This window comes from Sphingomonas sp. ABOLG (assembly GCF_003950435.1).
Lineage (GTDB): Bacteria > Pseudomonadota > Alphaproteobacteria > Sphingomonadales > Sphingomonadaceae > Sphingomonas > Sphingomonas panaciterrae.
In genome coordinates this window covers 179,861-203,732 of the sequence record NZ_QQWW01000002.1, presented here as the reverse complement: position 1 = coordinate 203,732, position 23,872 = coordinate 179,861, and the positions used below count along the sequence as shown (strand labels likewise).

Genomic DNA, 23,872 nt, shown 5'->3' with positions numbered 1-23,872 from the left:
GTGCCCCGCCAATCATGCTCGCAGCTTTGCCTATAACGCAAGGCTATTCCCCGCAATTTGCCGGGCGCGGCCGCAGCAGCGCGCGCCCCGCCGCCGCCCCGGTGACGGCTCCGTCCTTCAGCGCCAGCTTGCCGTTGACGAACAAGGCGCTGACGCCGGCACTCGGCTCGCGCGGGCGGATGTAATCGGCCCGCGGGGTATAGCCGACGGGATCGAACACCACGACATCGGCAAAGGCGCCGGGCTTCAGATAGCCACGATCCTTGATGCGATACATGTCGGCGGTCGCCCCGCTCGATCGGCGGATGAACTGCGCCAGCGTGATCACCGGCCGCTTCACGACATAATCCTGATACAGTTTGGGGAAGGTCGCATATTGCCGCGGATGCCCGTTTGATCCGTCGGAGGAGGTGACGACCCACGGCTGCTTCATGATGAGGTCGACGTCGCCCTCCGCCATGTTGAAACTCGCAACCCCAGCGCCGGCGGGATCGGTGCCCTTGGCATTGGCCACCCGCAGGATGCGGATCGCGGCATCGATCGGGTCGAGCTTCCACGCCGCCGCCATCTGCGCCAGCGTCTTGCCGGTCCAAGGCTGCCCCTGAGAGATCAGCAGCAGCGATTCCGCCCCGCCGCGCCGACGCAAATTCTCGCGCATCTCAGTCCTGATCTTCGCCATCGTCGCGGGCGTGTCGAACCGCTTGATCATCGCCTGATAGCCGCCATCAACCGCCCAGGCCGGGACCAGCGAGGCATCGACGCTCGAACCGCTCGCAAGCCAGGGATATTGATCGGCGGTCACATCCTGCCCCGCCGCACGCGCTTCCTCGATCGTGCGGATCAATTCGGGCGCTTTGCCATGCAAATCGACGCCCAGCGCCTTCAGATGCGCGAAATGCACCGGCGTCTCGGCGCGCCGCCCGATCTCGATCGCTTCCTTCGTCGAGGCGATCAGGCCGATATTATAGTTGGATTCGTCGCGCTGGTGGCTGTCGTACATGCCACCGCGCTTGCCCACCTCGGCCGCCACGGCCGCAACCTCGTCGGTCTTGGCAAAGCTCTGCGGCGGATAGAACAGCCCGGCGGACATGCCATAGGCACCCTCGCACATCGCCTTCGCCGCCAGCCTTTTTTCCTCCGCCAGCTCGGCCGGCGTCGGCGCGCGATCGGCCTTGCCCAGCACGCGCTGCCGGATCCCGCCAAAGCCGACGAACGGCACCACATTGGTCCCGATCCCGCTCGCCTCCAGCTTGCGCGCGTCATCACCCACGTCGGGCGTGCCATAGCCGTCGACCCCGATCACGATCGTCGACACGCCCTGCGCCAGCCACGGCAGGTTCAACCGCACCTTGGGATCATCGGAACGGATATAGCTGTCGGGATGGGTATGCGCGTCGATGAAGCCGGGCGCCACGATCTGCCCCTTGGCCTCCACGATCTGCCCGGCGCGCGTACCCCGGCTCGGGCCGACATAGACGATTCGGTCGCCGGCGATCTCGACGTCGCCGGTGATCGGCGGCGTCTCGGCGCCGGTATAGATCGTCCCGCCGCGGATCACGACATCGACGTTCGGCCCGCTCGCGGCGCCCAGCGCCAGCAGCGATCCGATCGCCACGCCGGCCTTCAATGCCACGCGCATCACTTGCCCTTCCCCTTCGTCGCCGGCCCCTGCGGCATCAGCGTCGACCGGCTGGCCGCCACCGCATCCACCGCCGCGCGGCTGAACGGCATCGGCTGCATCTCGCCCTTGATCCACGGCGCATACTGATCGCGATAATGCGGCGAGCGCGGGTCGTTCGACTGGCCCGGCAGGTTCAGCATCACCGATTTGTCCCAGTCGCCCACGTCGATGACATGGAGGTAGCTTGCGCCGCCACCCGTGCGCCAGCCAGGCCCGTTGCCCAGCCACCGCGCCATGACGGTGTAGCTGTCGCCGCCCGATCCCTCGCCCTCGATCGGCGGGAAGGCCGCGGCGATCGCCGGGATGCTCGACAGCGGGTGCGCGATCCGCACCTGATGCAACGTGCCCCAGCGCCACCCCGCGGGATCGCTGCCCATCAGCCGCTGCGCCTCGGCCCAGCCGCTCGCCAGCGCGGCGTCCACCATCGCCGGACGGCTCGCCGCGCGGCGCAGCAGCTCGGACGGCGCGATCTCGTCGACCAGCCCCTTGGCCTTTTCCGGCACGATCTCTGCCAGCATCCGCTTGCCCAGGTCACGCCACACGATCTCGTACAGCGCCGCCGCGCCGCTATCCCGGTCGAGCTTCGCGTCCCATCCGGACAGCATCTTCACCGCCGGCGCCGCGCCAGCGGATGGCTGCTTGGGCAGCAACGCCAGGAACTGCTTGGCCGGGGTCGACAGCGTGTCAAACTGCAACGCCACGCTGCTGGCGACCGAATGGCGCTGGTGCGAGCCAAGCACCTCGGCGACGCGTTCGTAGCGATAGGGATCGCGGAACGAGTAGGCCGGGATCTTTTCGCGCGGCCAGTCCGCCGGCAGATTGTTCTGGTTGGCGGAGGCGAACCAGCCCTTCTGCGGGTTGAACTCGCTCGGCAGCGCGCGGAAATCGCGATAGCTGTTCCAGTCATACCGCCCGTCACCCGGCACCGGCATCAGCCCGTCGCCCTTCTTGCGCTGGGGCACGAAGCCGATCACCTGCCAGCCGTGATTGCCGTCCACATCGGCATAATGGAAATTGGTCGGCGACGGGTGCAGCTTGAACGCTTCCTTCAGGCTGTTCCAATCGCGCGACAGGTTGATCGCCACCATCGCGAACGATCCGGAACCGCCCGGCTGCATCCCGATCGAGCCGAGCGCGGTCGCCCGCCCCTTGGCCGGATCGTGCATGATCACCGGCCCCTGCACGGCATAGCGCAGCACGACCTTCTGCGCCGGCCCGCCCTTGACCGGGATCACTTCCTCGACCCGCTCGAACCTTTTCCATCCGCCCTCGTGGCGATACCGCTCGGGATCCTTCGGATCGAGCTCGAGCACGAACAGGTCCTGCTGGTCGATGTGGAAGTTCGTCCGGCCAAAGGCGAAGCGATCGGTATGCCCCTGCATGATGCCCGGCAGCCCCGGTGCGCCGCCGCCAATCACGTCCAGCCCCGGCGCGGTCAGGTGCGCCACGTGCCGCGGGCCAAAGCCGCCGATGCCCAGATGCGGGTCGTTGGCCAGGATTGGGCGCCCAGTGGTGGTGCGGCTGCCCGCGATGGTCCAGGCGTTCGACCCCGCCTGCGCCCGGTCCAGATCCTCCTCCGGCTCGCGCGTCGGCGTGTCCGGCCCGAACGGCAGCCGGCCGAGCTGAAGCACGCCGAGGTCCGCGTCGCTCACCTTGGACGTATCCAGTCCCTCTGGCACCGCCAGCTTCCAAGTGGGACGGAGCGGTGCGATCACCGCGTCCAGCTCCAGCATCCCCAGCGCGGCCAGCTTCGCGCGGCGGATCTCGTCATCGGCATTGCCCATCGAACTGCCACGCGCGCGCACCAGGTCGCGGATGTCCCAGCGCAGCGGCTTGACGCCCAGGATGCGATATTCCGGCGGCAGCAGCGCGGGGTTCTTCTCCACCTCCGCGATCCGCGCGTTGATCCCCGCGATATAGCCGGCGACGGCGTCGCGCACCTCCTTGGGCACCCGCGCCAGCTCGGCGTCCAGGTCGCCGCGGTAATGGAACAGCCGCGCCACCGCATCGTGCTTGGCGAACTCGGGGCCGAACGCTTCGGCCATCCGGCCCAGTTCGCGGCGATGCGCCAGGTCGATCTGGAACAGGCGGTCGCGCGCCACGACATAGCCCTGGCCGAAGAACGCGTCCGGCTTCGTCTGCGCGCGGATATGCGGCACGCCCCAGCGGTCGTCGATGATCTCGACCGGTGCGGAAAGGCCGGCAACACGGCTGGTCCCTTGCACCGGCGCCGACTGGCCGTGGCAGGCAGCAGACACCAGCACGGTCGCCGCCGAACCAAGCAGAAATAGGCGCCGGTCGAGCATTGCTATCCTTTCCTTGTGGGTATGCCGCAGGCTAACCGCGTGAGGCGGGCCGCGTCCATGACAAGCAGGTCACGCCTTATAGCGGCCGGTTATGCGCCGCCCTAAGGCTCGCACCCATATGCCTGATCTATGGATCAACAAACACAGGTAGGCCGATCTTCCCTTGACGGCTTTCCGCTCCTACCGGCACGTTCCACCCTATCGGCGATCTGCGACAACAGCATGACGCATGCAGGTAGGCACAGGTAACAAAAGCTTTCGGGGGACGGCACGTGCGTGATATTATCTTGTCCAGAACAATGCTGACGGGAACGGCGCTGCTCGCGCTCGCTTCGGGGCTCGCGGCGCCTGCCGCTGCGCAGACGCAGCCTTCAAGCACCGCCACGGCGCAGATCGGCGATCCGGCACCCGGGACCAGCAACGACGGCAATGGCCCGGACGTCATCGTCACCGGCACGCGCATCGTCCGTGATGGCTTCCAGGCGCCCACCCCGCTGACCGTCCTGACGCAGCAGGAAATCCAGAATTCCTCGCCGTCGAACAACGTCGCCGATTTCGTCAATCAGCTGCCGTCGCTGGCGGGCTCCACCCGCCCGGCGAACTCTCGCCTCAACCTTTCCAGCGGTCAGGCCGGCATCAACGCGCTGAACCTGCGCAACCTCGGCGAAACGCGCACGCTGGTGCTGCTCGACGGCCGCCGCTCGGTCGCCTCGACCGTCACCGGGCTCGTCGACGTCAACACGATCCCGCAGGCACTGATCAAGAGCGTGGAGGTCGTCACCGGCGGCGCCTCGTCGGCCTATGGTTCGGACGCCGTCGCCGGCGTCGTCAACTTCGTCCTCGACAAGAAGTATTCGGGCCTGAAGGTCGCGATCGACAGCGGCATCACCGACAAGGGTGACGGCGGCAATTACTCGTTCAGCGTCACCGGCGGCCTCTCCTGGGGCAGCGAGGGCCGCGGCCACCTGCTGCTCAACGCAGAGCTCGCGCATCAGGACGGCATCTTCCGCGTCGATCGCGACTGGAACGCCACCGGCTACGTCCGCATCCAGAACCCGAACTGGTCCGCCAACAGCACCGAGCCGCAGTTCCTGATCCGTCGCCAGGTCGGCGCGGCGAACTCCACGCCGGGCGGCCTCATCACCGCCTCGACCGGCGCGCGCGCGAACAGCCTGCGCGGCACCTATTTCGGCTACAACGGCGCGATCGGCCAGTATCAATATGGCGCGCTGACCTTCCCGTCGCCGACCGGCACGGCCCCGCCGACGCTGACGCAGGGCGGCGACTGGCGCCTGAATGACTCGGGCCGCCGCATTGGCCTCAGCCCGGAAGACGACCGTCGCGGCATCTTCGCACGCGCCAGCTACGAAATCGCCGACGATATCGAGGTGTTCGCCGAGGGTTCGTACAACACGCAGGAAATCTTCTTCAACGCCGGCCCGAACCTGCAGACCGGCATTGCGCTGAACGCAACCGGCTGCACCACCGTGCCCGTCGGCCCCAACTGCAACGCGTTCCTCTACAACACGCTTGGCCCGGCGGCGCTGACCGGCATCACCGGTGTGACGCTCGCCACCACCGCGGCTGACCTGCCGTTCCGCGCGATCAACAACAAGCGCGAGGTGCAGCGCTACGCCATCGGCGCAGAGGGCAGCACCGAGGTGTTCGGCAGCAACGCGGTGTGGAACGTCTTCGGCCAGTACGGCCGCGCGGACCTGCGTGAACAGCTGCGCAACATCATGAACATCAGCCGGATGGCCAATGCCACCAACGCGGTGTTCGCGCCCGCCGGCAATCCGGGCAACTTCGCGACCGGCTCGATCCAGTGCGCGATCAACGTCGACAGCAATCCCAGCAACAACGACCCGAACTGCGTTCCGCTGAACCGCCTGGGCCTTGGCGTCGCCAATCCGGCCGCCTTCAACTACGTCCTCGGCGATCCGTACCGTGACGAAGTGGTCGAGCAGTACAACGCCGGCTTCAACGTCTCTGCCTCGCCGTTCCGCACCTGGGCGGGCGAGGTCAGCGTCGCGATCGGCGCCGAATATCGTGAGGAAAAGATCCGCGGCTTCGTGCCGACCGAGTTCCAGCCGATTGCGACCACCAACGCCGCCGGCAACCCCACGACGTCCAACGCCTGGTCGGTCGGCAACTACCTGCCCACCAACGGCAGCTACAATGTGAAGGAGGTTTTCCTCGAAACGGTGGTGCCGCTCGGCGCCGGTCTCGAGTTCAACGGCGCAGTCCGCGCGACCGACTATTCCACGGCTGGCTATGTCACCACGTGGAAGGCCGGCGCCACCTGGCAGCCGATCGACGACTTCCGCGTCCGTGTCACCCGCTCGCGTGACATTCGCGCACCCAACCTGAACGAACTGTATCAGGGCGGCTCCGCGAACAGCGATTCGGTCCGCAACCCGGCCTATACCGCCGACGGCGCCAATGGTCCGGCCAGCTTCGGCTACTCGGGCCTCGTCACCGGCAACCCGCGCCTGGGCGTGGAAAAGTCGGACTCGTGGAATGCCGGTGTCGTCCTGACGCCGCGCTTCATCCCCGGCTTCGCGCTGTCGGTCGATTACTTCGACATCGACATCAAGGACGGCATCACCACGTTCAGCGCGCAGGACATCGTCAACCTCTGCGACTCCGGCAATACGGCCCTGTGCGACGCGATCTCCGAGGATCCCGCGCGCTCGGTCCCGGGCCAGCCGTACCTGCTGATCCGCAGCCAGCCGTTCAACGCGGCGAGCCAGGTCGTGCGCGGCGTCGACATCGACGCATCCTACCGCCTGCCGCTCGACCGCCTGTTCGGCGACACGGACGGGAACCTCACCCTGCGCGGCGTCGCCACCCGCTATATCGACAACATCCTCGACAGCGGCGTGCCGCAGGCGGTGATCACCAACTCGGTCGGCGTGAACGGCGGCCAGTCCACCACGCCGGACTGGATCTATCGCTTCACGGCAACCTACGACACGCCGAACTTCGCGATCACGGCAACGGGTCGCGGCGTCAGCGCGGGCAAATATGTCGCCACCGGCATCGAATGCACCAGCGGGTGCCCGATCTCGACGCCGCAACAGCCGACCTATGACGTGAACCGCGTGTCGGGTGTGTTCTACGCCGATCTCAACCTGACGCAGAAGGTCCGCTTCGGCGACGCGGACGCTCAGTTCTTCGTCAACGTGACCAACCTGTTCGATCGTTGGCCGCTGTTGCTCCCGGAAACGGGCCTGGCTGCGAACAGCACCTATTCGGACCTGCTGGGTCGTCAGTTCCGCATCGGCCTGCGGATGCAGACCCGCTGATCGCAGATGCGCCGCTACGCTCCTCCGGGGGCGTGGCGGCCGCTGCTCCCAAGGCAACGCAACGTGACAGCATCACCTCCGCCAGTTCGGGGGTGATGTTTTGCATCAGGGCTTCGCCCCACCCAGCGACCGTCTCCAGGTCCAGCGTCCACCAGCGTGACCGGGCGATCCGATCCGCCACCTCGGGCGAAAAGCGCCGGCCGATCACCCGCGCGGGCACGCCGCCAACGATCGAGAACGGCGCCACGTCACGCGTGACCACTGCCCCCGCCGCGATCACCGCGCCGTCGCCGACCGATCGGCACCCGCCGACGATCGTCACGCGATCCCCGATCCACACGTCATTGCCGATGGTCAGCGGATTATCGGCCTCCGCGCCGATCGTGTCGCGCGGCACCAGCCCCAGCTTCGCATTGTAGAAGAACGGATGCTGCGTGATCCGCCCGATCGGATGGTCCCGCCGCCGCACGATCAGCCCCTGCCCGACCGAACACCATCGCCCCACCTGCGTTCCTCGCGGCAACAGGCCGGGGCGCAGGATGGGCCCATAGGAATAATCACCCACCGAAACCCCGTGCTGCCGTTGCAGCATCGCGCGCAAATGACGGGAGTGGAGCTCGCCCCCCTCCCAGCGCTTGATCAGCCGCAGGTACCAGCGATGCATCCGCCGGCCGCCGTACAAACGGCGCAGCAACATTTCGCGCAGATCCACGATCAATGCCCCCTCCCGGCCGACTGTCTGCCCCGCTGAATATCGGCCATTCGCTCCGACGCGGTGCGAGGTTGATCCGTTCCTGCGCTAACTCCTGCCGGCAGTGGCGCGGCGCGGTTAGAGACATCCCCGGATCTGCGAAGGGGGGAAGGGTCGAGCGTTCATGTCGGCACATGTCATCCCGCCCCTGTTCGGTCTGGCGACGATCTTCCTCGCCAGCACCTCGGTCGTCACCGCGCCCGATAAGCGTGAACTGATCGTCAGCACGGCGCCGCAACTGGTCGCCGCGGTACGCCAGGCACGGGGTGGGGAGCGCATCCGGCTCGCGCCGGGGCTTTACCCGCCCGTCACCCTGCAAAACATCAGTCCGGGCCGCGTGGTGACGCTCACCTCGCGCGATCCCGCCGACCCGGCGATCCTCACCGGGCTCTTCCTGCGCAACAGCGGCAATCTCACGCTCTCCGGCCTCACCCTGCGCAGCGCGGGATCACCGGTGCAGCATGGCTTCACCCTGCACCGGGTGCACGATGTGTCGCTCGATCAGGTTCGAGTCACCGGCCGCCCCGGTCCGATCGGCCGCGCGCAGGACAAGCTTCTGCTCGTCCGCGACAGCCGGGATGTCGGCATCACCCGGTCGGAATTCACCAATTCCTTTACGGCCATTTCGCTGCTCGACACGCATAACGCGACGATCACCGGCAATTACCTTCACCATCTGCGGATGGATGGCGTGCGCGGCGGCGGCAATTCGCACATCGTCATCGCCGAGAATGTGATCACCGATTTTGCCCCGGCGCCGGGCGATCACCCCGACGGCATTCAGATGTGGACCTCGCGTCAGGGCAGCGCCGCATCGAACATCACGATCCGCGGCAACATCATCGATCGCGGGGCCGGCGCTGCAATGCAGGGCATCTTCCTGCGCGATGAAAAGTCCGGCCTGCCCTATCGCGACGTCGTGATCGCCGACAACATCGTCATCGGCGCGATGTACAATGGCATTGCCGTCCTGTCGAAAAGCCCCTCGCTGGTGGTGAAGGACAATGTGGTCGCGCGCTTCCCCGATCAGAAAAGCTGGATTCGGGTTCAGGAGGGCGCTCGCCTCACCGGCAATGCCGCGCCGCTCTACCTGATCGGCACGGCCGCCCCGGTCACGCCGCCCAGCAACACGGTCATGCCGGTCACCGGCGACCGCGGCCGTTCCGCGCTGCGCCGCTGGATCAGCAACCGCTCGATGGCCGGTTATCATGCGACGTGGCGGCAACAGGCGCCCGGCCTGTGACGCGCCGCGCGCCGCCGGGATGGCAGCCCGCCAGTGACTGATCTGAACCGGCCGCTCGCGCTCCGCCGCCCTATGGTGACGCCCGCTTCCCGTGCGCGTGGGCCTCAGCGCAAGGGGCCGCTCGTCCGCGTCCACAATGGGCGGCTCGTCCGTACCGACACCGCAGTGGAGCGGCAGCCGCTCGATACACCCTTGCTGCCGACGGAGATGGCGGCAGCACCTGCGCATTCGTCGCTTGCCCGCCGGCTGATGATCATCGGCTTCATCGCCACTCTTTTCCTGCCGTCGCTCTACGATGTCGGATCGATCCGGCTCTCGCCCTCCTTGATCCTCCTGATCGTCACCTTGCCGGTAATGTTGGGCCTGTGGGCAGTCGGCCGCGCGGGGCAGCGGTCGGTGATCGACGCCCTCGTGCTGGCCTTCGCCATCTGGGCCGCCGCCACCCGCTTCCTCCTGCTCGACCCGCGCGACGCGATCGAGCCGGCCGGCGTCGTATTGTTGCAAAGCGCCGGCGCTTATTTTGCGGGCCGCGTGCTGGTGCGCGACGCACCCTCGATGCGCTACACCTTCGCGGTCGCGATCGTCGGCGTCATCCTGCTCGCCCCCTTCCTCATCTGGGAATCGGTCAGCGGAACGAAGCCGCTGCTCGATCTGGCCGGCCGCTTCGGACAGGCACTCGCACCCACCTATATGGAGGAACGCTGGGGCTTCAGCCGCGCGCAGGGCGTGTTCGAACACCCGATCCTCCTCGGCGTCTTCTGTGCAACCTTGATGGCGCCGGCAATCTACATCACCGCCGCCCGTCGCACGCTCGCGTTCCGCAGCGGCATCGCGTCGACCGTGGCCATAGCCACGCTGACCTCGCTGTCCACCGGCGCGCTGCTCAGCATGAACGTCCAGTTCGCGCTGATGACCTGGAACCTGCTGCTCCGCCGCGTCCAGCGCCGCTGGATCATCCTCATCGCCCTGTGCGTCGCCGCCTTTGTCGTGACCGACCTGCTGTCGGATCGAACACCGTTTCACCTCTTCGTCGACTACGCCACCTTCAACACCCGCAACTCCTACAACCGCATCCTGATCTGGGAATTCGGCACGGCAGACGTGATGCGCAGCCCGCTGATCGGCCACGGCACCGACGAATGGGAACGGCCGGCGTACATGAGCAACAGCATGGACAATTTCTGGCTCGTCATCGCCTACCGTTACGGGCTGGTCGGCCTCGCCCTGCTGGCGTCCGTGTTCATGCTCACATTGTTCCGCGCATCAAAGGGCGGCACAGCCGGGGACGATGAGGCGGCAATCCGCCTCGGTTACGTCTTCGCCGTCGTCGCGACGATGGTCGCCATCGTCAGCGTTCACCTGTGGAACAACAGCTACATATGGCTGATGTTCGTGCTCGGCACGGGCGGCTGGCTGGTCGAGGCCGCTCGTCCTCGGAACGAGGCCAAAGTGCGCCGGGGACAGGCCGCTCCCCCCGTTGCCGCTGGCCATTTCGCGCCACTGCCATCCTGATCCAAGGCAAGGAATCCATCACCGTGCGCTTATTGCGATCAGGATCGATCGTGCTGTTCAGCAACTGCGTGGATGTCGCCGCGGTCCTCGCGCGCAACGTCCTGCTCGCCCGCTTGCTCTCGGTGACGGAGTTCGGCCTCGCCGCCACCTTCGCCATATTGATGACGATTGTGGAAACATTTCAGAACGTTGGCCTGAACCGTCTGGTGGTGCAGGATCCCCGTGCCGGCGATCCTGCCTTCGTCTCCAACCTCCACGGCGCGCAACTCGTGGTCAGCTTCATGGCGTCCACCCTTCTCATACTGGTCGCCCTCATCTTCGCCGCGGCCACCAATACCCTCAGCCAGACCGGCGACTACCTGATCCTCACCGTCGTTCCGCTCATCAACGCCTTCACAAACCTAGATATTTTTCGAATGCAGCGCGATGGACACTTCGCCCCGCAAGCGCTGCGGTCGCTGCTCTCGCAACCCATAGGCCTGCTCGCCATCCTGCCAGCCTATTGGTTTCTCCACGATCACCGCGTCGCCCTAGCCGCCATCCTCACGCAACAGGTGAGCGCGGTCGCCCTCTCCCACGTCGGTGTCCAGCATAGCTATCGGGTCAGCTTCGACGGCACGATCGCCCGGCATGCCTTCCGCTTCGGCTGGCCGCTGGTGGTGAACGGCCTGTTGATGTTCTTCATCCTCAACGGCGACCGGATGATCGCCCTCAATAGGTTCGGCCCGGAATCCCTGGGGTGGTTCAGCGCGGCGCTGATGCTGACGATGATCCCCAGTAATCTCGCCGCCAAGTCCCTCCAGACGCTGGCGCTGCCCGCACTGGCGAAAACACAGGCAAGGCCGCAGGATCATGCACATCTCTACACCGTCCTGATCACCCTTTCCGCGCTGTTGGCAATGACCTTGACGGTGGGCGCACTGCTTCTCGGAGCGGTCGTGCTCGACCTCCTGTTCGGCGCCCGCTTTCATGCCGCGGCTGCGTACATCGTGCCGCTCGCTTGCCTGAACGCCTTGCGACTATTTCGCGCCGCGCCCGCGATTGCTGCCCTTGCCTCTGCCGAAACGCGCAGCCCGCTTTACACCAATATCGTGCGGCTCGCCGGCGTGCCGGCCGCACTGGCGATCGCCGCAACAACCGGCAGGATCGACGCCATGATCCTCGCGGGGATCGGCGCGGAACTCGCCGCTGCCTACTGTGCTGGCCTGTTCACCAACGTGCCCCATGGCCGCATGCACGATGGCTATTATGCCACGCTGGCGCTTCTTGCTGCCTCGATCACGCTCGTCCTGCTCGCACACTGTGTGAACGGCTATTATGCGCTGTTGCTCGCCGCCCCTTTCGCAATTGTCGGGCTGCGGCTCGCGGGATTGACGGCAAACCGCTCCTCAATCCTCGCTGCAATCCCTCGGCTCGGCCAGCACAAAGCGGCGGAACAAAGCAAGATCTATCCATAACGGACCAGCCCGCTTGCCGGAACCCGCCCCCAGCATCACCGATGCTGCACGGTAAAATGAGCGGAATACGATATGCGATGGTGGTCTTCCCTGTTCGGCCAGGCACAAGAGCAGGCGAGCACGCCGGAACTCGGATCGGCGCCGCACATCGAGCAGCCGGTCGCAACGCCGCGCCGCACGGCGCATGTCCTTCCCCGTTTCCGCGGCACAGCGGTCGATCGCGTCGCCCCCAGCACCAGCAGCTACGACCAGCTTCGCCTCCGGCTAAGGGCGGCCTTCACGCCCGCCCGACCCGTCATGGAGCCAACGAGGTTCGCTGGACGGGGTGAATTGCTTCGAACCGTCATACGGGCGGTGGAGGATCAATATTTGCACGTCGTGCTCTTCGGTCCGCGGGGCATCGGCAAGACATCCACGCTGCACGTCCTGTGCGGTATCGCCCGCGAATCCCGTTATCTCGTACGCTACGTATCCTGCGGTGAACGCAGCAATTTCGACGCCTTGTTCCGCGCGATCCTGGCGGACACGCCGCTGTTGTTCCACGACAGCTATGATCCCACCGCCAATGAGATCGAATCCGGCCTCAGCTTCAAGGACCTGCTCGACGATCAGCCGCTGACGGTGGATCTCGTATCCGACATCTTCGATCGGCTTGCCGGAACGAGGCTGCTTGTGGTCCTCGATGAATTCGACCGGGCGGGCGATGCCGATCTGCGCCGGTCGATCGCAGAGCTCATCAAGAACCTGTCCGACCGCGGCAGCCGTGTTCAGCTGATCATCGCGGGCGTCGCGCAGAACCTGACCGAGATCATCGAGCATGTACCCTCGATCCGGCGCAACATCCTGGGCCTGCTGCTGCCCAACATGACGCAGGACGAGATCGCCGACTTGATCAACGCTGGACAACAAGCCAGCGGGATGAGCTTCACGCCCAAGGCGCTGCAGCTCATCAGCCTGGCGGCACTGGGGCTTCCTTATCTGGCCAGCCTCATCGCCCAGCATGCCGGGTTTGCGGCGCTCGAGCGACGCTCCGACCGGGTGGATCACAATGACGTCGAACGAGGAATGGGTCAGGTGCTTGACCATCTCCAGCTACGCATCGCGCCGGGCACCAGATTGCGTGTGGACGAAGCGATACGGGACGGTCACGAGCGGGCATTGGGCAGCCTCGCGCAGGTGTCCCTGATCAACAGCTTTCGACTGCCCGTGGCGCAGATCCCGCGTGATCCGGCCGGCCAGCCGAATACGTCAGCCCTCCTGCAGCCGCTTCATGACAGATATGGCCTGATCGTTCCCGTCGTCGACGAACCAGACACTTATGTGTTCAGCGACGATGGCGTACCCCTGTTCCTGTGGGTACGACTGATGCTCGCTCATGCGCGCAGCTGCAGCGACGCCGCAACCTGACCGACCAATGCTCTCGCCAACGTAGCGCGCGTAGGCCGTCTTAGCCCAGCTTGTTCACTTTCTCCTGAAGGCGGGACAATTCCGCCTTCAGCGCGGCGATCTCATCATCCTTGCTCGCGGGCGGCGCTGCCGTCGCCGCCGGCTTGAACGCGCTGGTCGCGGCTTCGAACATCGCCATGTTGCGCTTGGCCATTTCGGCAAAGGGCGATCCGGCAAAGGCGCCCTCGACCGCCGACTTGAACTGCGCCTGGTTGCGGCGGAAGCTTTCCATCGACGCTTCCAGATAGCCGGGCACCATGGCCTGCATCGAATCGCCGTACATCGAGATCAGCTGCCGCAGGAAGTTCACTGGCAGCATCGGCTGATCGCCGCGTCCCTCCTCCTCCATGATGATCTGGGTGAGGATGCTGTGGGTGATATCCTCGTCGGTCTTGGCGTCGACGACCTTGAACTCGCGGCCGTCGCGGGTCATCGCGGCGAGATGCTCGAGCGTGATGTAGGAAGAGCTTTCGGTATTGTAGAGGCGCCGGTTGGCGTATTTTTTGATGATGATCACGCCATCTACGCTATGCTGCTTCTTCATCGCGCTGCCCCGCTAATGATGTTTTTCCGCGGTACAGCATCCCATATGGCGCTGCAACAAGTCTGACCTTTGAGACATCGGTGTCATGCTGCGCAAAAGCGGTGCAGCATGCAGAAACTTAGCTTCGCTCGATCCTTGCAAAGCCGGACCGCAGCTTGGCGGCAGGCGCGGAATTCATTCCCCGCCCTCACGGCAGCGGTTTTCGCGTGATTGCTCATGCTGCGCAGCATTACCGAGTGACCAATATGCTAAGGCCTTGCCCCGGCTCGACCCGCGTACGGCAAGGCGTCCTGAAAAGCCTCCACATGCGGCAGGCCACCAGACCCGGGCCGCCGCGGGTCAGTCCGGGCGAACGTCCAGAATCGTGATCGCATCCTCGCGTCCGTTGAACGCCACCACCTCGTCCGCAGCACCGCCGATCAATGCGCGGGCGAGCGGTGCCGAGAACGCGACCTTCCCCGCTGCCGGATCAGCCTCGTCATCACCGACGATGACGATCTCCTGCTCCTTGCCGTTGAGCCTGAAGCGGACGCGGCTGCCAAACGCCACCTCGTCCTCCGGCGGCCGCGGGGCGAGCACCGCCGTCACGCGGCGCGTATTCCAGTAGCGAAGCTCGCGCGCGATCTCGGTCGCGCGCATCTCGTCCGCGCCGGATTGTTCCTCGGTCAGCGCCGCGATCCGCTCCTCGATGAGCGCAAGGCCGCGCTCGGTGACGAGATTGGGTCCGCTGGGCAGCGGCAGTTCGAACCGCGGCTCCCGATGCTCCTCGTCGCTCTCCCGGCGAAAGGCGACGCTCACGGCTTGCCCTGAAGCGTGCGGATGATCCCGGAGAAATCGGTTCCCGCGTTGCCGCCATTGACGAACGAGGAGTACAGCTCGGTCGCGTGCGTGCCGAACGGCAGGTCGACGCCCGCCTGCTCCGCCGCCCCCATGGCGAGGCGAAGATCCTTGAGCATCAGAGCAGCGGCGAACCCGCCCTCATAATTGCGGTCGGCGGGACTCTCCGGGCCGACGCCCGGCACCGGGCAATAGGTGTTGAGCGACCAGCTCTGCGCCGTCGCCTTGCTGGCGATGTCGTAGAAAACCTGCAGGTTCAGCCCCAGCCGCTCGGCCAGCGCCAGCCCCTCGCAGGTCGCAATCATCGTACCCGCCAGGATCAAATTGTTGCACATCTTCACGGCCTGTCCCGCGCCGCTGTCGCCGGCATGGATGACCGCTTTGCCCATCGCTTCCAGATAGAGCTGCGCCTCTTCGAACCCCTTTGCGGTGCCGCCGACCATGAACGTCAGCGTGCCGCCATTGGCGGCGGCAATCCCGCCCGATACGGGCGCATCGACGGCCTCAAGCCCGCGTGTCGCCGCCGCCGCGGCCAGCTCGCGCGCGGTTGCGACGTCGATGGTGGAACAGTCGATCAGAACGGCCGACGGCGCCGCATTGCTGAACACGGCCTCCTTGTACGTCGCGGCGACATGGGCGCCAGCGGGGAGCATGGTGATGACGGCCTCCGCGCCGACCACGGCCTCTGCCGCGCTCTGAACGGGCAGGCACCCCGCCTGCTTCGCCCGATTGAGCGCTTCGGCATCGAGGTCAAAGGCGCGCACATCATGGCCGGCTTTGGCCAGGTTCGCGGCCATGCCGCCGCCCATGTTGCCCAGGCCAATGAATGCAACGCGTGCCATATTCTTCTCCTTAGCGCCGCGCCGCTGCGGCAGGCGCCTTGTCCCGCGGAGCTGAGATCACCCGCCCCGCTGTTCAATGGTGGTTCGTGCGGATGAGCCGGCGGGGGCTCAGCGCCCCTTCCAGACCCCCTGCCGCTTCTCGACGAAAGCGGCCATGCCCTCGGCCTTGTCCTCGGTCGCGGTCAGGATCTGGAACAGTCGACGCTCGGTCAGGATGCCCTGCGCCAGCCCGGTCTCGAAGGCCGTGTTGACCATTTCCTTGTTCACCATCGCGGCCATCGGCGGCATCGAGGCGATCAGTTCCGCGGTCTTCAGCGTCTCTTCAAGGAGCGAGGCGAGCGGCACCACTTTGGCGACGAGGCCCGAGCGTTCCGCTTCGGCAGCATCCATCATTCGGCCGGTGAGGCACATTTCCATCGCCTTGGCCTTGCCGATCGCACGCGTCAGCCGCTGCGAGCCGCCCATGCCCGGCGCAACGCCAAGCTTGATCTCGGGCTGGCCGAACTTCGCCGTGTCGGCCGCGTAGATGAAGTCCGCCATCATCGCGAGCTCGCACCCGCCGCCCAGCGCAAAGCCGTTGACCGCCGCGATCCACGGCTTGCGCGTCGCCACGACGCCGGTCTGCCAGCCGGCGAAAAAGTCCTGCAGGAAGAAATCGGCTGCGGCCATGTCGGCCATCTGCTTGATGTCCGCGCCGGCGGCGAACGCCTTCTCGCCCGATCCGGTGAGGACGAGGCAACGCTGGCTGTCGTCCTTGTCATACGCACCGAACGCCGCCGACAGATCGGCGAGCACATCACTGTTCAGCGCATTCAGCGACTGCGGGCGATTGAGCGTGACGAGCGTGACGGCACCGCGCTGCTCGACGAGGATGTTGGCGTAGTCGGTCATCATTCTCTCCCCATCCCTCGCCGCGGCACTGCCAGCGGCGAAGGGTTCATTGGTCAATCGTGCGGCGTCCACGCCTCGGCATCGGGCAGCGGTGCGAAGATCTGGTCGATCACATGATCGCTGACGCCTTCAGGTGTCGCCGGATCCCATTTCGGCGCATTGTCCCTGTCGACGATCACCGCGCGGACACCTTCGAGGAAGTCGTGGCGCTGCACCACGCGCGCGCCGACGGCATATTCCTGGCGCATCTCGTCGGCAAAGCTCGCCATCCCCTTGCCGTCCTTCAGCAGCTTCAGGCTGACCTTCATCGTCTGCGGCGACTTGGTCTTCAGCGTCGCGAGCGTCGCGGCGGCGAACTCACCGCCATCCGCCTCCAGCGCGGCGTAGATGTCCTCGAGCTTGTCCGATGCGAACAGCCGGTCGATCTCGGCGCGCTTGTCGAGCAGCGCCGCCGGCCCCGGCTCGGCGGACAGCGTATCCAGCGCCTCAACGATCGCGCCGGGATCGGCAGCGATGCGGCGCTTGGCCTCCTCGACCTGATCCGCCGGCAGGTAGTGCGTGGCGAGGCCCAGCGCGAAGGTCTCCGCGCCGTCGAGCCGGTGGCCGGTCAGCGCCAGATATTGTCCGATCCGCCCCGGAAGGCGCGACAGATACCAGCCGCCACCGACATCGGGGAACAGGCCGATGCCGGTTTCGGGCATGGCGAACTTCGTGTTCTCGGTCGCCACGCGATAGCGGCATGGCTGCGAAATGCCGACGCCGCCGCCCATGGTGATGCCGTCCATGAAGGCGACCGTTGCCTTCACATAGGTGAACAGGCGGTGGTTCATGCGATATTCGGTGTGGAAGAATTCGCGCGCCTCCGCGCCGTCCTTCGCGCCGCTTTCGGCGAGCATGCGGATGTCGCCGCCGGCGCAGAAGCCGCGGCCTTCCGCGTGATCGATGATGATCGCCCGGACGCCGTCGTCACCGCGCCATGCCTCCAGCGCGTCGAGCACGGCGACGCACATCGGGGTGGTGAGCGCGTGGATCGCCTTCGGACGGTTCAGCCGGATGCGGCCGATCGGCCCGTCGACAAAGGTGAGAACGTCACTGGTCATCCGCAAAATTCCCGAAACTTGTGCGTGTGAGAGAGAAGATAAAGACGTTCGTTTCGCCGGCGATCCTATCTTCTCTCCCACGTACCGCGTGTAGGACAGTTACTGGCGCGTCAGCTCACGCCCCACGATCATCCGCATCACCTGGTTGGTGCCCTCCAGGATCGAATGGACGCGCAGGTCACGCCAGAAACGCTCGATCGGATAATCCATCAGATAGCCATAGCCGCCGTGCAGTTGCAGCGCGCGATCGACCACCGACGAACCGGTGTCGGTCGCCAGTCGCTTGGCCATCGCGGCAAAGCGCGTCTTGTCGGGCGCGTTGGCCGTCACCTTCGCGGCGGCGACGTAGAGCAGGTAGCGCGCCGCCTGAAGCTCGGTATCCATGTCAGCGAGCGTGAACTGGGTGTTCTGGAAATCGGCGATGCGCTGGCCGAACTGCTGGCGATCCTTGGTGTAGGCGATCGCCTCGTCGAGGCAGCGCTGCGCGCCACCGAGCGAACATGCGCCGATGTTGAGGCGGCCGCCGTCGAGGCCCATCATGGCGAAGCGGAAGCCCTCGCCCTCCTGCCCGACGCGGTTCGCCACCGGGACCTTCACATTGTCGAACAATACCTGCCGGGTCGGCTGCGCATGCCAGCCGAGCTTGCGCTCATTCGCGCCGAAGGAGACGCCCGGCATGTCCTTGTTGATGACGAGGCAGGAAATGCCCTTGGGGCCATCGGCGCCGGTGCGCACCATCGTCACATAGACTTCATTCTCACCCGCGCCGGAAATGAACTGCTTCGATCCGTTGACGATATAATGGTCGCCCTCCAGCCGCGCGCTGGTCTTCAGCGCCGCCGCGTCGGAGCCGGAACCCGGCTCCGTCAGGCAATAGCTCGCCATCTTGTCCATGGTGACGAGGCTGGGCAGATAGCGGCCCTTCAGGTCATCGGAGCCGAAGCGGTCGATCATCCACGATGCCATGTTGTGGATCGAGATGAAGGCGCTGGTGGCCGGGCAGCCATAGGCCATCGCCTCCATGATCAGCGCGGCTTCCAATCGGCCGAGATTGATCCCGCCGCTTTCCTCGCTGACATAGATCGCCGCAAAGCCAAGCTCCGCCGCGGCCTTGATCGTGTCGCGCGGGAAGATGTGCTTTTCGTCCCATTCGGCAGCGAACGGGGTGATGCGGTCCGCGGTGAAGCGGCGCGCGAGATCCTGAATCTCGCGCTGGTCGTCGGTAAGATCAAACTGGTCAGTCATTTTCCGGCTCTAGCGAAAGACAACGGTGCGTGCACCATTGCGCAGGACGCGGCGCTCCGCGATCCAGCGAACAGCCCGCGCGAGCACCTGCGCCTCGATATCGCGCCCGATGCCGATCAGTTCCTCCACGGTCGCACGATGGTCGACACGCTCCGCCGCCTGTTCGATGATCGGCCCTTCATCGAGGTCGGTGGTGACGTAATGCGCCGTCGCACCGATCAGCTTCACCCCGCGCGCATGCGCCTGATGATAGGGCTTGGCCCCCTTGAAGCTCGGCAGGAAGCTGTGGTGGATGTTGACGCAGCGCCCGGCGACCTTGGCCACCAGGTCCGCCGACAGGATCTGCATGTAACGCGCCAGCACCAGCAGCTCGGCCCCGCTCCGCTCGAACAGGTCGAACAGCGCCTGTTCCTGCTCCGCGCGGTTGGCGGCCGATACCGGCAGGTGATGGAACGGCAGGCCATGCCATTCGGCCAGCCCCTGCAGCGTCGTGTGGTTGGACACCACGCCGACCGGCTCGATCGGCAGCGCGCCGATCGACCAGCGGTGCAGCAGGTCGTTCAGGCAGTGCGAGGTGTTGGAACAGGCGATCAGCACCTTGGGGCGATGATCGGCCGGCACCAGCGTCCAGTCGAACCCGAACCGCGCCGCGACGCGCGACAGCCCCTTTCGGCAGTCCGGCCCGCGAAACACCAGCCGCATAAAGAAGCGGCCGCTCTCAAGATCGGCATATTGCTGGCTGTCGAGGATGAAGCCGTCCGCCTCCGCCACGCAGCCGGCGACCGCGGCCACGATCCCGCCGCGGTCCTCGCAGGAAAAGGTCAGGATCCAGCCTGTCGCGCTTCCCCCGCTCATGCGCCGCACCGCGTATATTGCAGCTTGCGACCATCGACGAGGCGCGTCAGCGTGACGCCATCCTCACCGAGGATCAGCGGTGTTTCCTGCGTCCACTCCTGCCCCTCGCCGGTGAAGGTCAGCGTCACGCGGACTTCCGTCGGGGAGATCGCCTGAAGACCACGCACCGCGGCGCGCGATTCGTAGAAGGTCAGGAGGTCCGGCGCGATCACCATCAGCCCGGCGTTGTTCCCGGCCGTGCCCGTGCAATCCTCCGCCGTCAGGCCCCAGCGCCCGATGAAGGGCTGGGACAGACGGTTCACCGGCGGCTTGATCTCGACGGGAACGATCGCAGCGATATTGTCGACCGCCACGATGTTCTCCGCCGCTTCCAGCGCATTGTTGCGGATCTCCTCGACCGGCGTGCCGCAGGCGGCGAGTGACGCCGCGGCTGCGGCAGCAAACAGGAAGTTACGCGCCAAGGTACCTCAGCCCATCGTCGGGATGACGAACGCATCCTGCACGCGCGACGGGCCGCCGTCCTCGCTGCCGCGCGGCAGGTCAGCGGAGCCGTCCGGCCAGCGCTGAGTCACGGTCTTCACCTTGGTCCAGAACTTCACGCCTTCCATGCCGTGCTGGTTGGTGTCGCCATAGGCGGACCTCTTCCAACCGCCGAAGGTGTGATAGGCGACCGGCACCGGGATCGGCACGTTGATGCCCACCATGCCGACATTGACGCGCGCCGCAAACTCGCGCGCGGCATGGCCGTTGCGGGTGAAGATCGCGACGCCATTGCCGTATTGATGATCGCTCGGCAGGCGAAGCGCGGTCTCGAAGTCGGGCGCGCGGACGATCTGCAGCACCGGGCCGAAGATCTCTTCCTGATAGGCCTTCATCTGCGGCGTCACGCGGTCGAACAGCGACGGGCCGACGAAGAACCCGTCCTCATGCCCCTGCAGCGTGAAGCCACGCCCGTCGACGACCAGCTCCGCGCCCTCGTCGACGCCCGTCTGGATCCACTGTTCGACGCGCTGCTTGTGCGCGGCGTTGATCACCGGGCCGTAATGCGCCTCGGCATCGGTCGACACGCCGACACGCAGCTTCTCGATCGCGGGGATCAGCTTCTCGCGCAGCGCATCGGCGGTCTTGTCGCCGATCGGCACCACCACCGGGAGCGCCATGCAGCGTTCGCCAGCCGAGCCGAATGCCGCGCCCGACAGGTCGGCGACCACCTGGTCGAGGTCAGCGTCGGGCATGACGATGCCGTGGTTCTTCGCGCCGCCCATCGCCTGCACGCGCTTGCCCGCCGCGACACCGCGCCGATAGACGTAATGCGCGATGTCGGACGATCCGACGAAGCTGACCGCGCCGATCGCCGGATGATCGAGGATCGCGTCGACCATCTCCTTGTCGCCGTTGACGACCTGGAAGATGCCCTCCGGCATCCCCGCCTCGCGCATCAGTTCGGCAAGGCGCACCGGCACCGACGGGTCACGCTCCGACGGCTTCAGGATGAAGGCATTGCCGCAGGCGGTGGCGACCGCACCCATCCACAAGGGGATCATCGCCGGGAAGTTGAACGGCGTGATGCCGGCACCGATGCCGATCGGCTGGCGCATCGAATAGACGTCGATGCCCGGCCCCGCGCCCTGGGTGAACTCACCCTTCAGCACATGCGGGATGCCGCAGGCGAATTCGACCACTTCCAGCCCGCGCTGAATGTCGCCCTTGGAATCGGCGATCACCTTGCCGTGCTCGGACGAGAGGAGGTGCGCCAGCTCGTCCATGTTCGCCTCGACCAGCGCCTTGAACGCGAACATCACGCGCGCCCGGCGTTGCGGGTTGGTCGCGGCCCAGGCCGGCTGCGCTGCCTCGGCAGCCGCGACGGCCCGATCGAGATCGGCCTGCGTGCCCAGCGTCACCTGCGCCTGCACGCGCCCGGTATTGGGGTCGAACACCTCCGACACGCGCCCGCCGGCGCCACCCTGATGGCCGACGATGTGATGGTCGATGACGCGCATGATACTCTCCGTTGTTCTGTCGGGCCTTTAGCGTCGGCGCCTCCGCACCGACAACCCATCGCTTGCAATCTGGACGCGCCGCCGGCCGGTCAGGCAGGCGCGGAATCGCGCACCACTTCCGGCAGGATCGCGTCGAGCAGCAGCATCCCCTGCTCGTTCACCGTCAGGCGACTGCCGTCGAGCCGGATCAGCTCGGGCAGCCGAGCGATCGCGGCAAGATCGACGATGTCGGCCATGTCCCGCCCGGCGAGCGCCGCGATCCGCGCCAGATCCACGCCTTCGCGCAGCCGCAGCCCCATCAGCAACGCTTCCGACGCCTGCGTCGCGGGGGCGAGCGGCTCCTCCGCCTCCATCCCGTGCCCGTTGCGCTCGATCGCGGTCAGCCAGTTCTCCGGCTTCTTGCGCCGCACGGTGGCGAGCCCCTGCCGCCGGCCATGCGCGCCGGGGCCGACGCCGGCATAGGTCTGGTAGCGCCAATAGGCCAGATTGTGCCGGCTCTCCGCACCCGGCCGGGCATGGTTGCTGATCTCGTATGCCGGCAGGCCCGCCGCCGCCGTGATCGCGCGCGTCATCTCGAACAGGTCCGCCGCGTCGTCACCATCAGGGATCGTCAGCCGCCCCGCCGCCGCCTCGGTGGCAAAGCGCGTGCCGGGCTCGATCGTCAGCTGGTACAGCGACAGATGCTCGGTCCCGAACGACAAGGCACGGCGAAGCTCCGCCTCCCATTGCGCCAGCGTCTGCTCGGGCCGGGCATAGATCAGGTCGAAGCTGACGCGCGGGAACACCGATTGCGCGATGTCGAGCGCGCCCAGCCCCTCCGCCACGTCATGCGCGCGGCCAAGAAAGTGAAGCGCCGCATCGTCCAGCGCCTGCAGGCCCAGCGACACGCGGTTGATCCCCGCCACCGCCAGATCGGCGAAGCACGCCGCCTCGACCGATGACGGATTCGCCTCCAGCGTGATCTCGATCCCCTCGTCGAACCCCCAATGCCGCTCCGCCGCGTCCAGCAACGCGGCGACGGTCGCCGGCGGCATCAGCGAGGGCGTGCCCCCGCCAAAGAAGATCGAGCGCAGCTTGCGCCCCGGCAGCACCGCGGCCTCATGCGCAAGGTCGATCAGCAGCGCCTCGCGCCACTTCTCCTGGTCGACGGAGGCGCGCACATGGCTGTTGAAGTCGCAATAGGGGCATTTGGAGACGCAGAACGGCCAATGAATGTAGAGCGCCAGGGCATTGTCGAAGGGCATGGTGCCGCCGATATGGCCGCGATGCTCCTCCGACGCCACCTCGCCGCGCTCGTTCTTTTTCTTTCCGGCTGCCTTTTTCTTTCCGGCTGCGCGCAAGGCCCCGAACGGGTGTATGAGGAAAAGGTATCGCAGGCGCCCGCCCCCCGTGGCGGCGCATTGCTGAGGCAGGTCATGCTCTCCGCGCACAATCGCGCGCGGGCCGAGGTTGGCGTCCCGCCGCTCACCTGGGATCCGGCGCTGGCCGCATCGGCCAGTCGCTATGCCCGTGAACTGGCGCGCACCCGCCGCTTCGCCCACGCCAGGCAGCCGCAGGGCCCGACGCGTGAGGGGGAAAATCTGTGGACCGGCACGCGCGGCGCCTATCGCTTCGACGAAATGTCCGGGCATTGGGTGGCCGAGCAGCGCTATTTCGTGAACGGCGTCACGCCCGCGTTCAGCCGCACGGGCAAGTGGCGTGACGTGTCGCATTATACCCAGATCATCTGGCGCAACACGACGCGCGTCGGCTGCGCGATCGCGTCCAACCAGCGCGACGATTATCTGGTTTGCCGGTACAGCCCACCCGGCAATGTGGTGGGCCAGCGCACGCTCTGACGCGCGCCGGCCCGCC

General features: G+C 66.3%; 18 protein-coding genes. 6 read left to right on the top strand and 12 right to left on the bottom strand.

Translation table 11 applies throughout. The annotated features are described in order from the left end of the window. Positions 1–43 precede the first annotated feature (43 nt). Both CA236_RS02980 and CA236_RS02975 read right to left on the bottom strand, forming a co-directional pair. Positions 44–1,639 (bottom strand): amidohydrolase family protein, encoded by a 1,596-nt coding sequence (locus tag CA236_RS02980; protein WP_125944475.1) that lies wholly within the window; start codon positions 1,637–1,639, stop codon positions 44–46. Next, on the bottom strand, positions 1,639–3,987 hold the full coding sequence (locus CA236_RS02975) for a penicillin acylase family protein (protein ID WP_125944474.1): 2,349 nt from the start codon (positions 3,985–3,987) through the stop codon (positions 1,639–1,641). Before CA236_RS02975 ends, CA236_RS02980 begins: the two co-directional genes overlap by 1 nt. Positions 3,988–4,259: 272 nt before the next feature. On the opposite strand from CA236_RS02975, the gene CA236_RS02970 reads away from it, so the two are divergent. From CA236_RS02970 to CA236_RS02945, 5 genes are all read left to right on the top strand, one after another. Next, complete coding sequence (locus CA236_RS02970) at positions 4,260–7,295, top strand: TonB-dependent receptor (RefSeq protein ID WP_241212495.1); 3,036 nt, start codon at positions 4,260–4,262, stop codon at positions 7,293–7,295. 875 nt (positions 7,296–8,170) lie between these two features. Next, positions 8,171–9,289 carry a right-handed parallel beta-helix repeat-containing protein gene (locus tag CA236_RS02960; RefSeq protein ID WP_046410163.1) on the top strand — a complete coding sequence of 373 codons (1,119 nt, stop codon included), beginning with the start codon at positions 8,171–8,173 and terminating at the stop codon, positions 9,287–9,289. Between the two features lie 33 nt (positions 9,290–9,322). Next, positions 9,323–10,801: an O-antigen ligase family protein gene (locus CA236_RS02955; RefSeq protein ID WP_164518835.1), complete on the top strand. Its 1,479-nt coding sequence runs from the start codon at positions 9,323–9,325 to the stop codon at positions 10,799–10,801. 50 nt (positions 10,802–10,851) lie between these two features. Next, the gene (locus CA236_RS02950) at positions 10,852–12,258 is read left to right on the top strand and encodes an oligosaccharide flippase family protein (protein ID WP_164518834.1); all 1,407 of its coding nucleotides are present in this window, start codon (positions 10,852–10,854) and stop codon (positions 12,256–12,258) included. Positions 12,259–12,330: 72 nt separating this feature from the next. Next, positions 12,331–13,665 carry an AAA family ATPase gene (locus tag CA236_RS02945; protein WP_125944471.1) on the top strand — a complete coding sequence of 445 codons (1,335 nt, stop codon included), beginning with the start codon at positions 12,331–12,333 and terminating at the stop codon, positions 13,663–13,665. A gap of 40 nt (positions 13,666–13,705) precedes the next feature. On the opposite strand, the gene phaR is transcribed toward CA236_RS02945, so the two are convergent. The 10 genes from phaR to hemW form a co-directional block, all read right to left on the bottom strand. Beyond that, complete coding sequence (gene phaR, locus CA236_RS02940) at positions 13,706–14,248, bottom strand: polyhydroxyalkanoate synthesis repressor PhaR (RefSeq protein WP_046410158.1); 543 nt, start codon at positions 14,246–14,248, stop codon at positions 13,706–13,708. Positions 14,249–14,587: 339 nt separating this feature from the next. Beyond that, positions 14,588–15,046 (bottom strand): GreA/GreB family elongation factor, encoded by a 459-nt coding sequence (locus CA236_RS02935; protein WP_125944470.1) that lies wholly within the window; start codon positions 15,044–15,046, stop codon positions 14,588–14,590. Then, a complete protein-coding gene (gene mmsB / locus CA236_RS02930) occupies positions 15,043–15,960 on the bottom strand; it encodes a 3-hydroxyisobutyrate dehydrogenase (protein WP_277600059.1) in 918 nt (305 codons plus the stop codon). The genes CA236_RS02935 and mmsB overlap by 4 nt, the downstream gene beginning before the upstream one ends. Positions 15,961–16,035: 75 nt before the next feature. Further along, positions 16,036–16,818 (bottom strand): enoyl-CoA hydratase-related protein, encoded by a 783-nt coding sequence (locus tag CA236_RS02925; RefSeq protein ID WP_046411653.1) that lies wholly within the window; start codon positions 16,816–16,818, stop codon positions 16,036–16,038. A 53-nt stretch (positions 16,819–16,871) separates the two neighbouring features. Beyond that, complete coding sequence (locus CA236_RS02920) at positions 16,872–17,918, bottom strand: enoyl-CoA hydratase/isomerase family protein (RefSeq protein ID WP_125944468.1); 1,047 nt, start codon at positions 17,916–17,918, stop codon at positions 16,872–16,874. 99 nt (positions 17,919–18,017) lie between these two features. Beyond that, entirely contained in the window at positions 18,018–19,163 is a 1,146-nt protein-coding gene (locus CA236_RS02915) for an acyl-CoA dehydrogenase family protein (RefSeq protein ID WP_125944467.1), read from the bottom strand. 9 nt (positions 19,164–19,172) lie between these two features. Further along, on the bottom strand, positions 19,173–20,018 hold the full coding sequence (gene purU / locus CA236_RS02910) for a formyltetrahydrofolate deformylase (RefSeq protein ID WP_125944466.1): 846 nt from the start codon (positions 20,016–20,018) through the stop codon (positions 19,173–19,175). Next, positions 20,015–20,479: a hypothetical protein gene (locus CA236_RS02905; RefSeq protein WP_125944465.1), complete on the bottom strand. Its 465-nt coding sequence runs from the start codon at positions 20,477–20,479 to the stop codon at positions 20,015–20,017. The genes purU and CA236_RS02905 overlap by 4 nt, the downstream gene beginning before the upstream one ends. A 6-nt stretch (positions 20,480–20,485) precedes the next feature. Beyond that, complete coding sequence (locus CA236_RS02900) at positions 20,486–22,018, bottom strand: CoA-acylating methylmalonate-semialdehyde dehydrogenase (RefSeq protein ID WP_125944464.1); 1,533 nt, start codon at positions 22,016–22,018, stop codon at positions 20,486–20,488. A gap of 89 nt (positions 22,019–22,107) precedes the next feature. Further along, positions 22,108–23,262, bottom strand: coding sequence for a radical SAM family heme chaperone HemW (hemW, locus tag CA236_RS02895; protein ID WP_125944590.1), 1,155 nt, complete (start codon positions 23,260–23,262; stop codon positions 22,108–22,110). Between the two features lie 171 nt (positions 23,263–23,433). On the opposite strand from hemW, the gene CA236_RS02890 reads away from it, so the two are divergent. Continuing rightward, positions 23,434–23,856 (top strand): CAP domain-containing protein, encoded by a 423-nt coding sequence (locus CA236_RS02890; RefSeq protein ID WP_346962758.1) that lies wholly within the window; start codon positions 23,434–23,436, stop codon positions 23,854–23,856. Positions 23,857–23,872 lie beyond the last annotated feature (16 nt).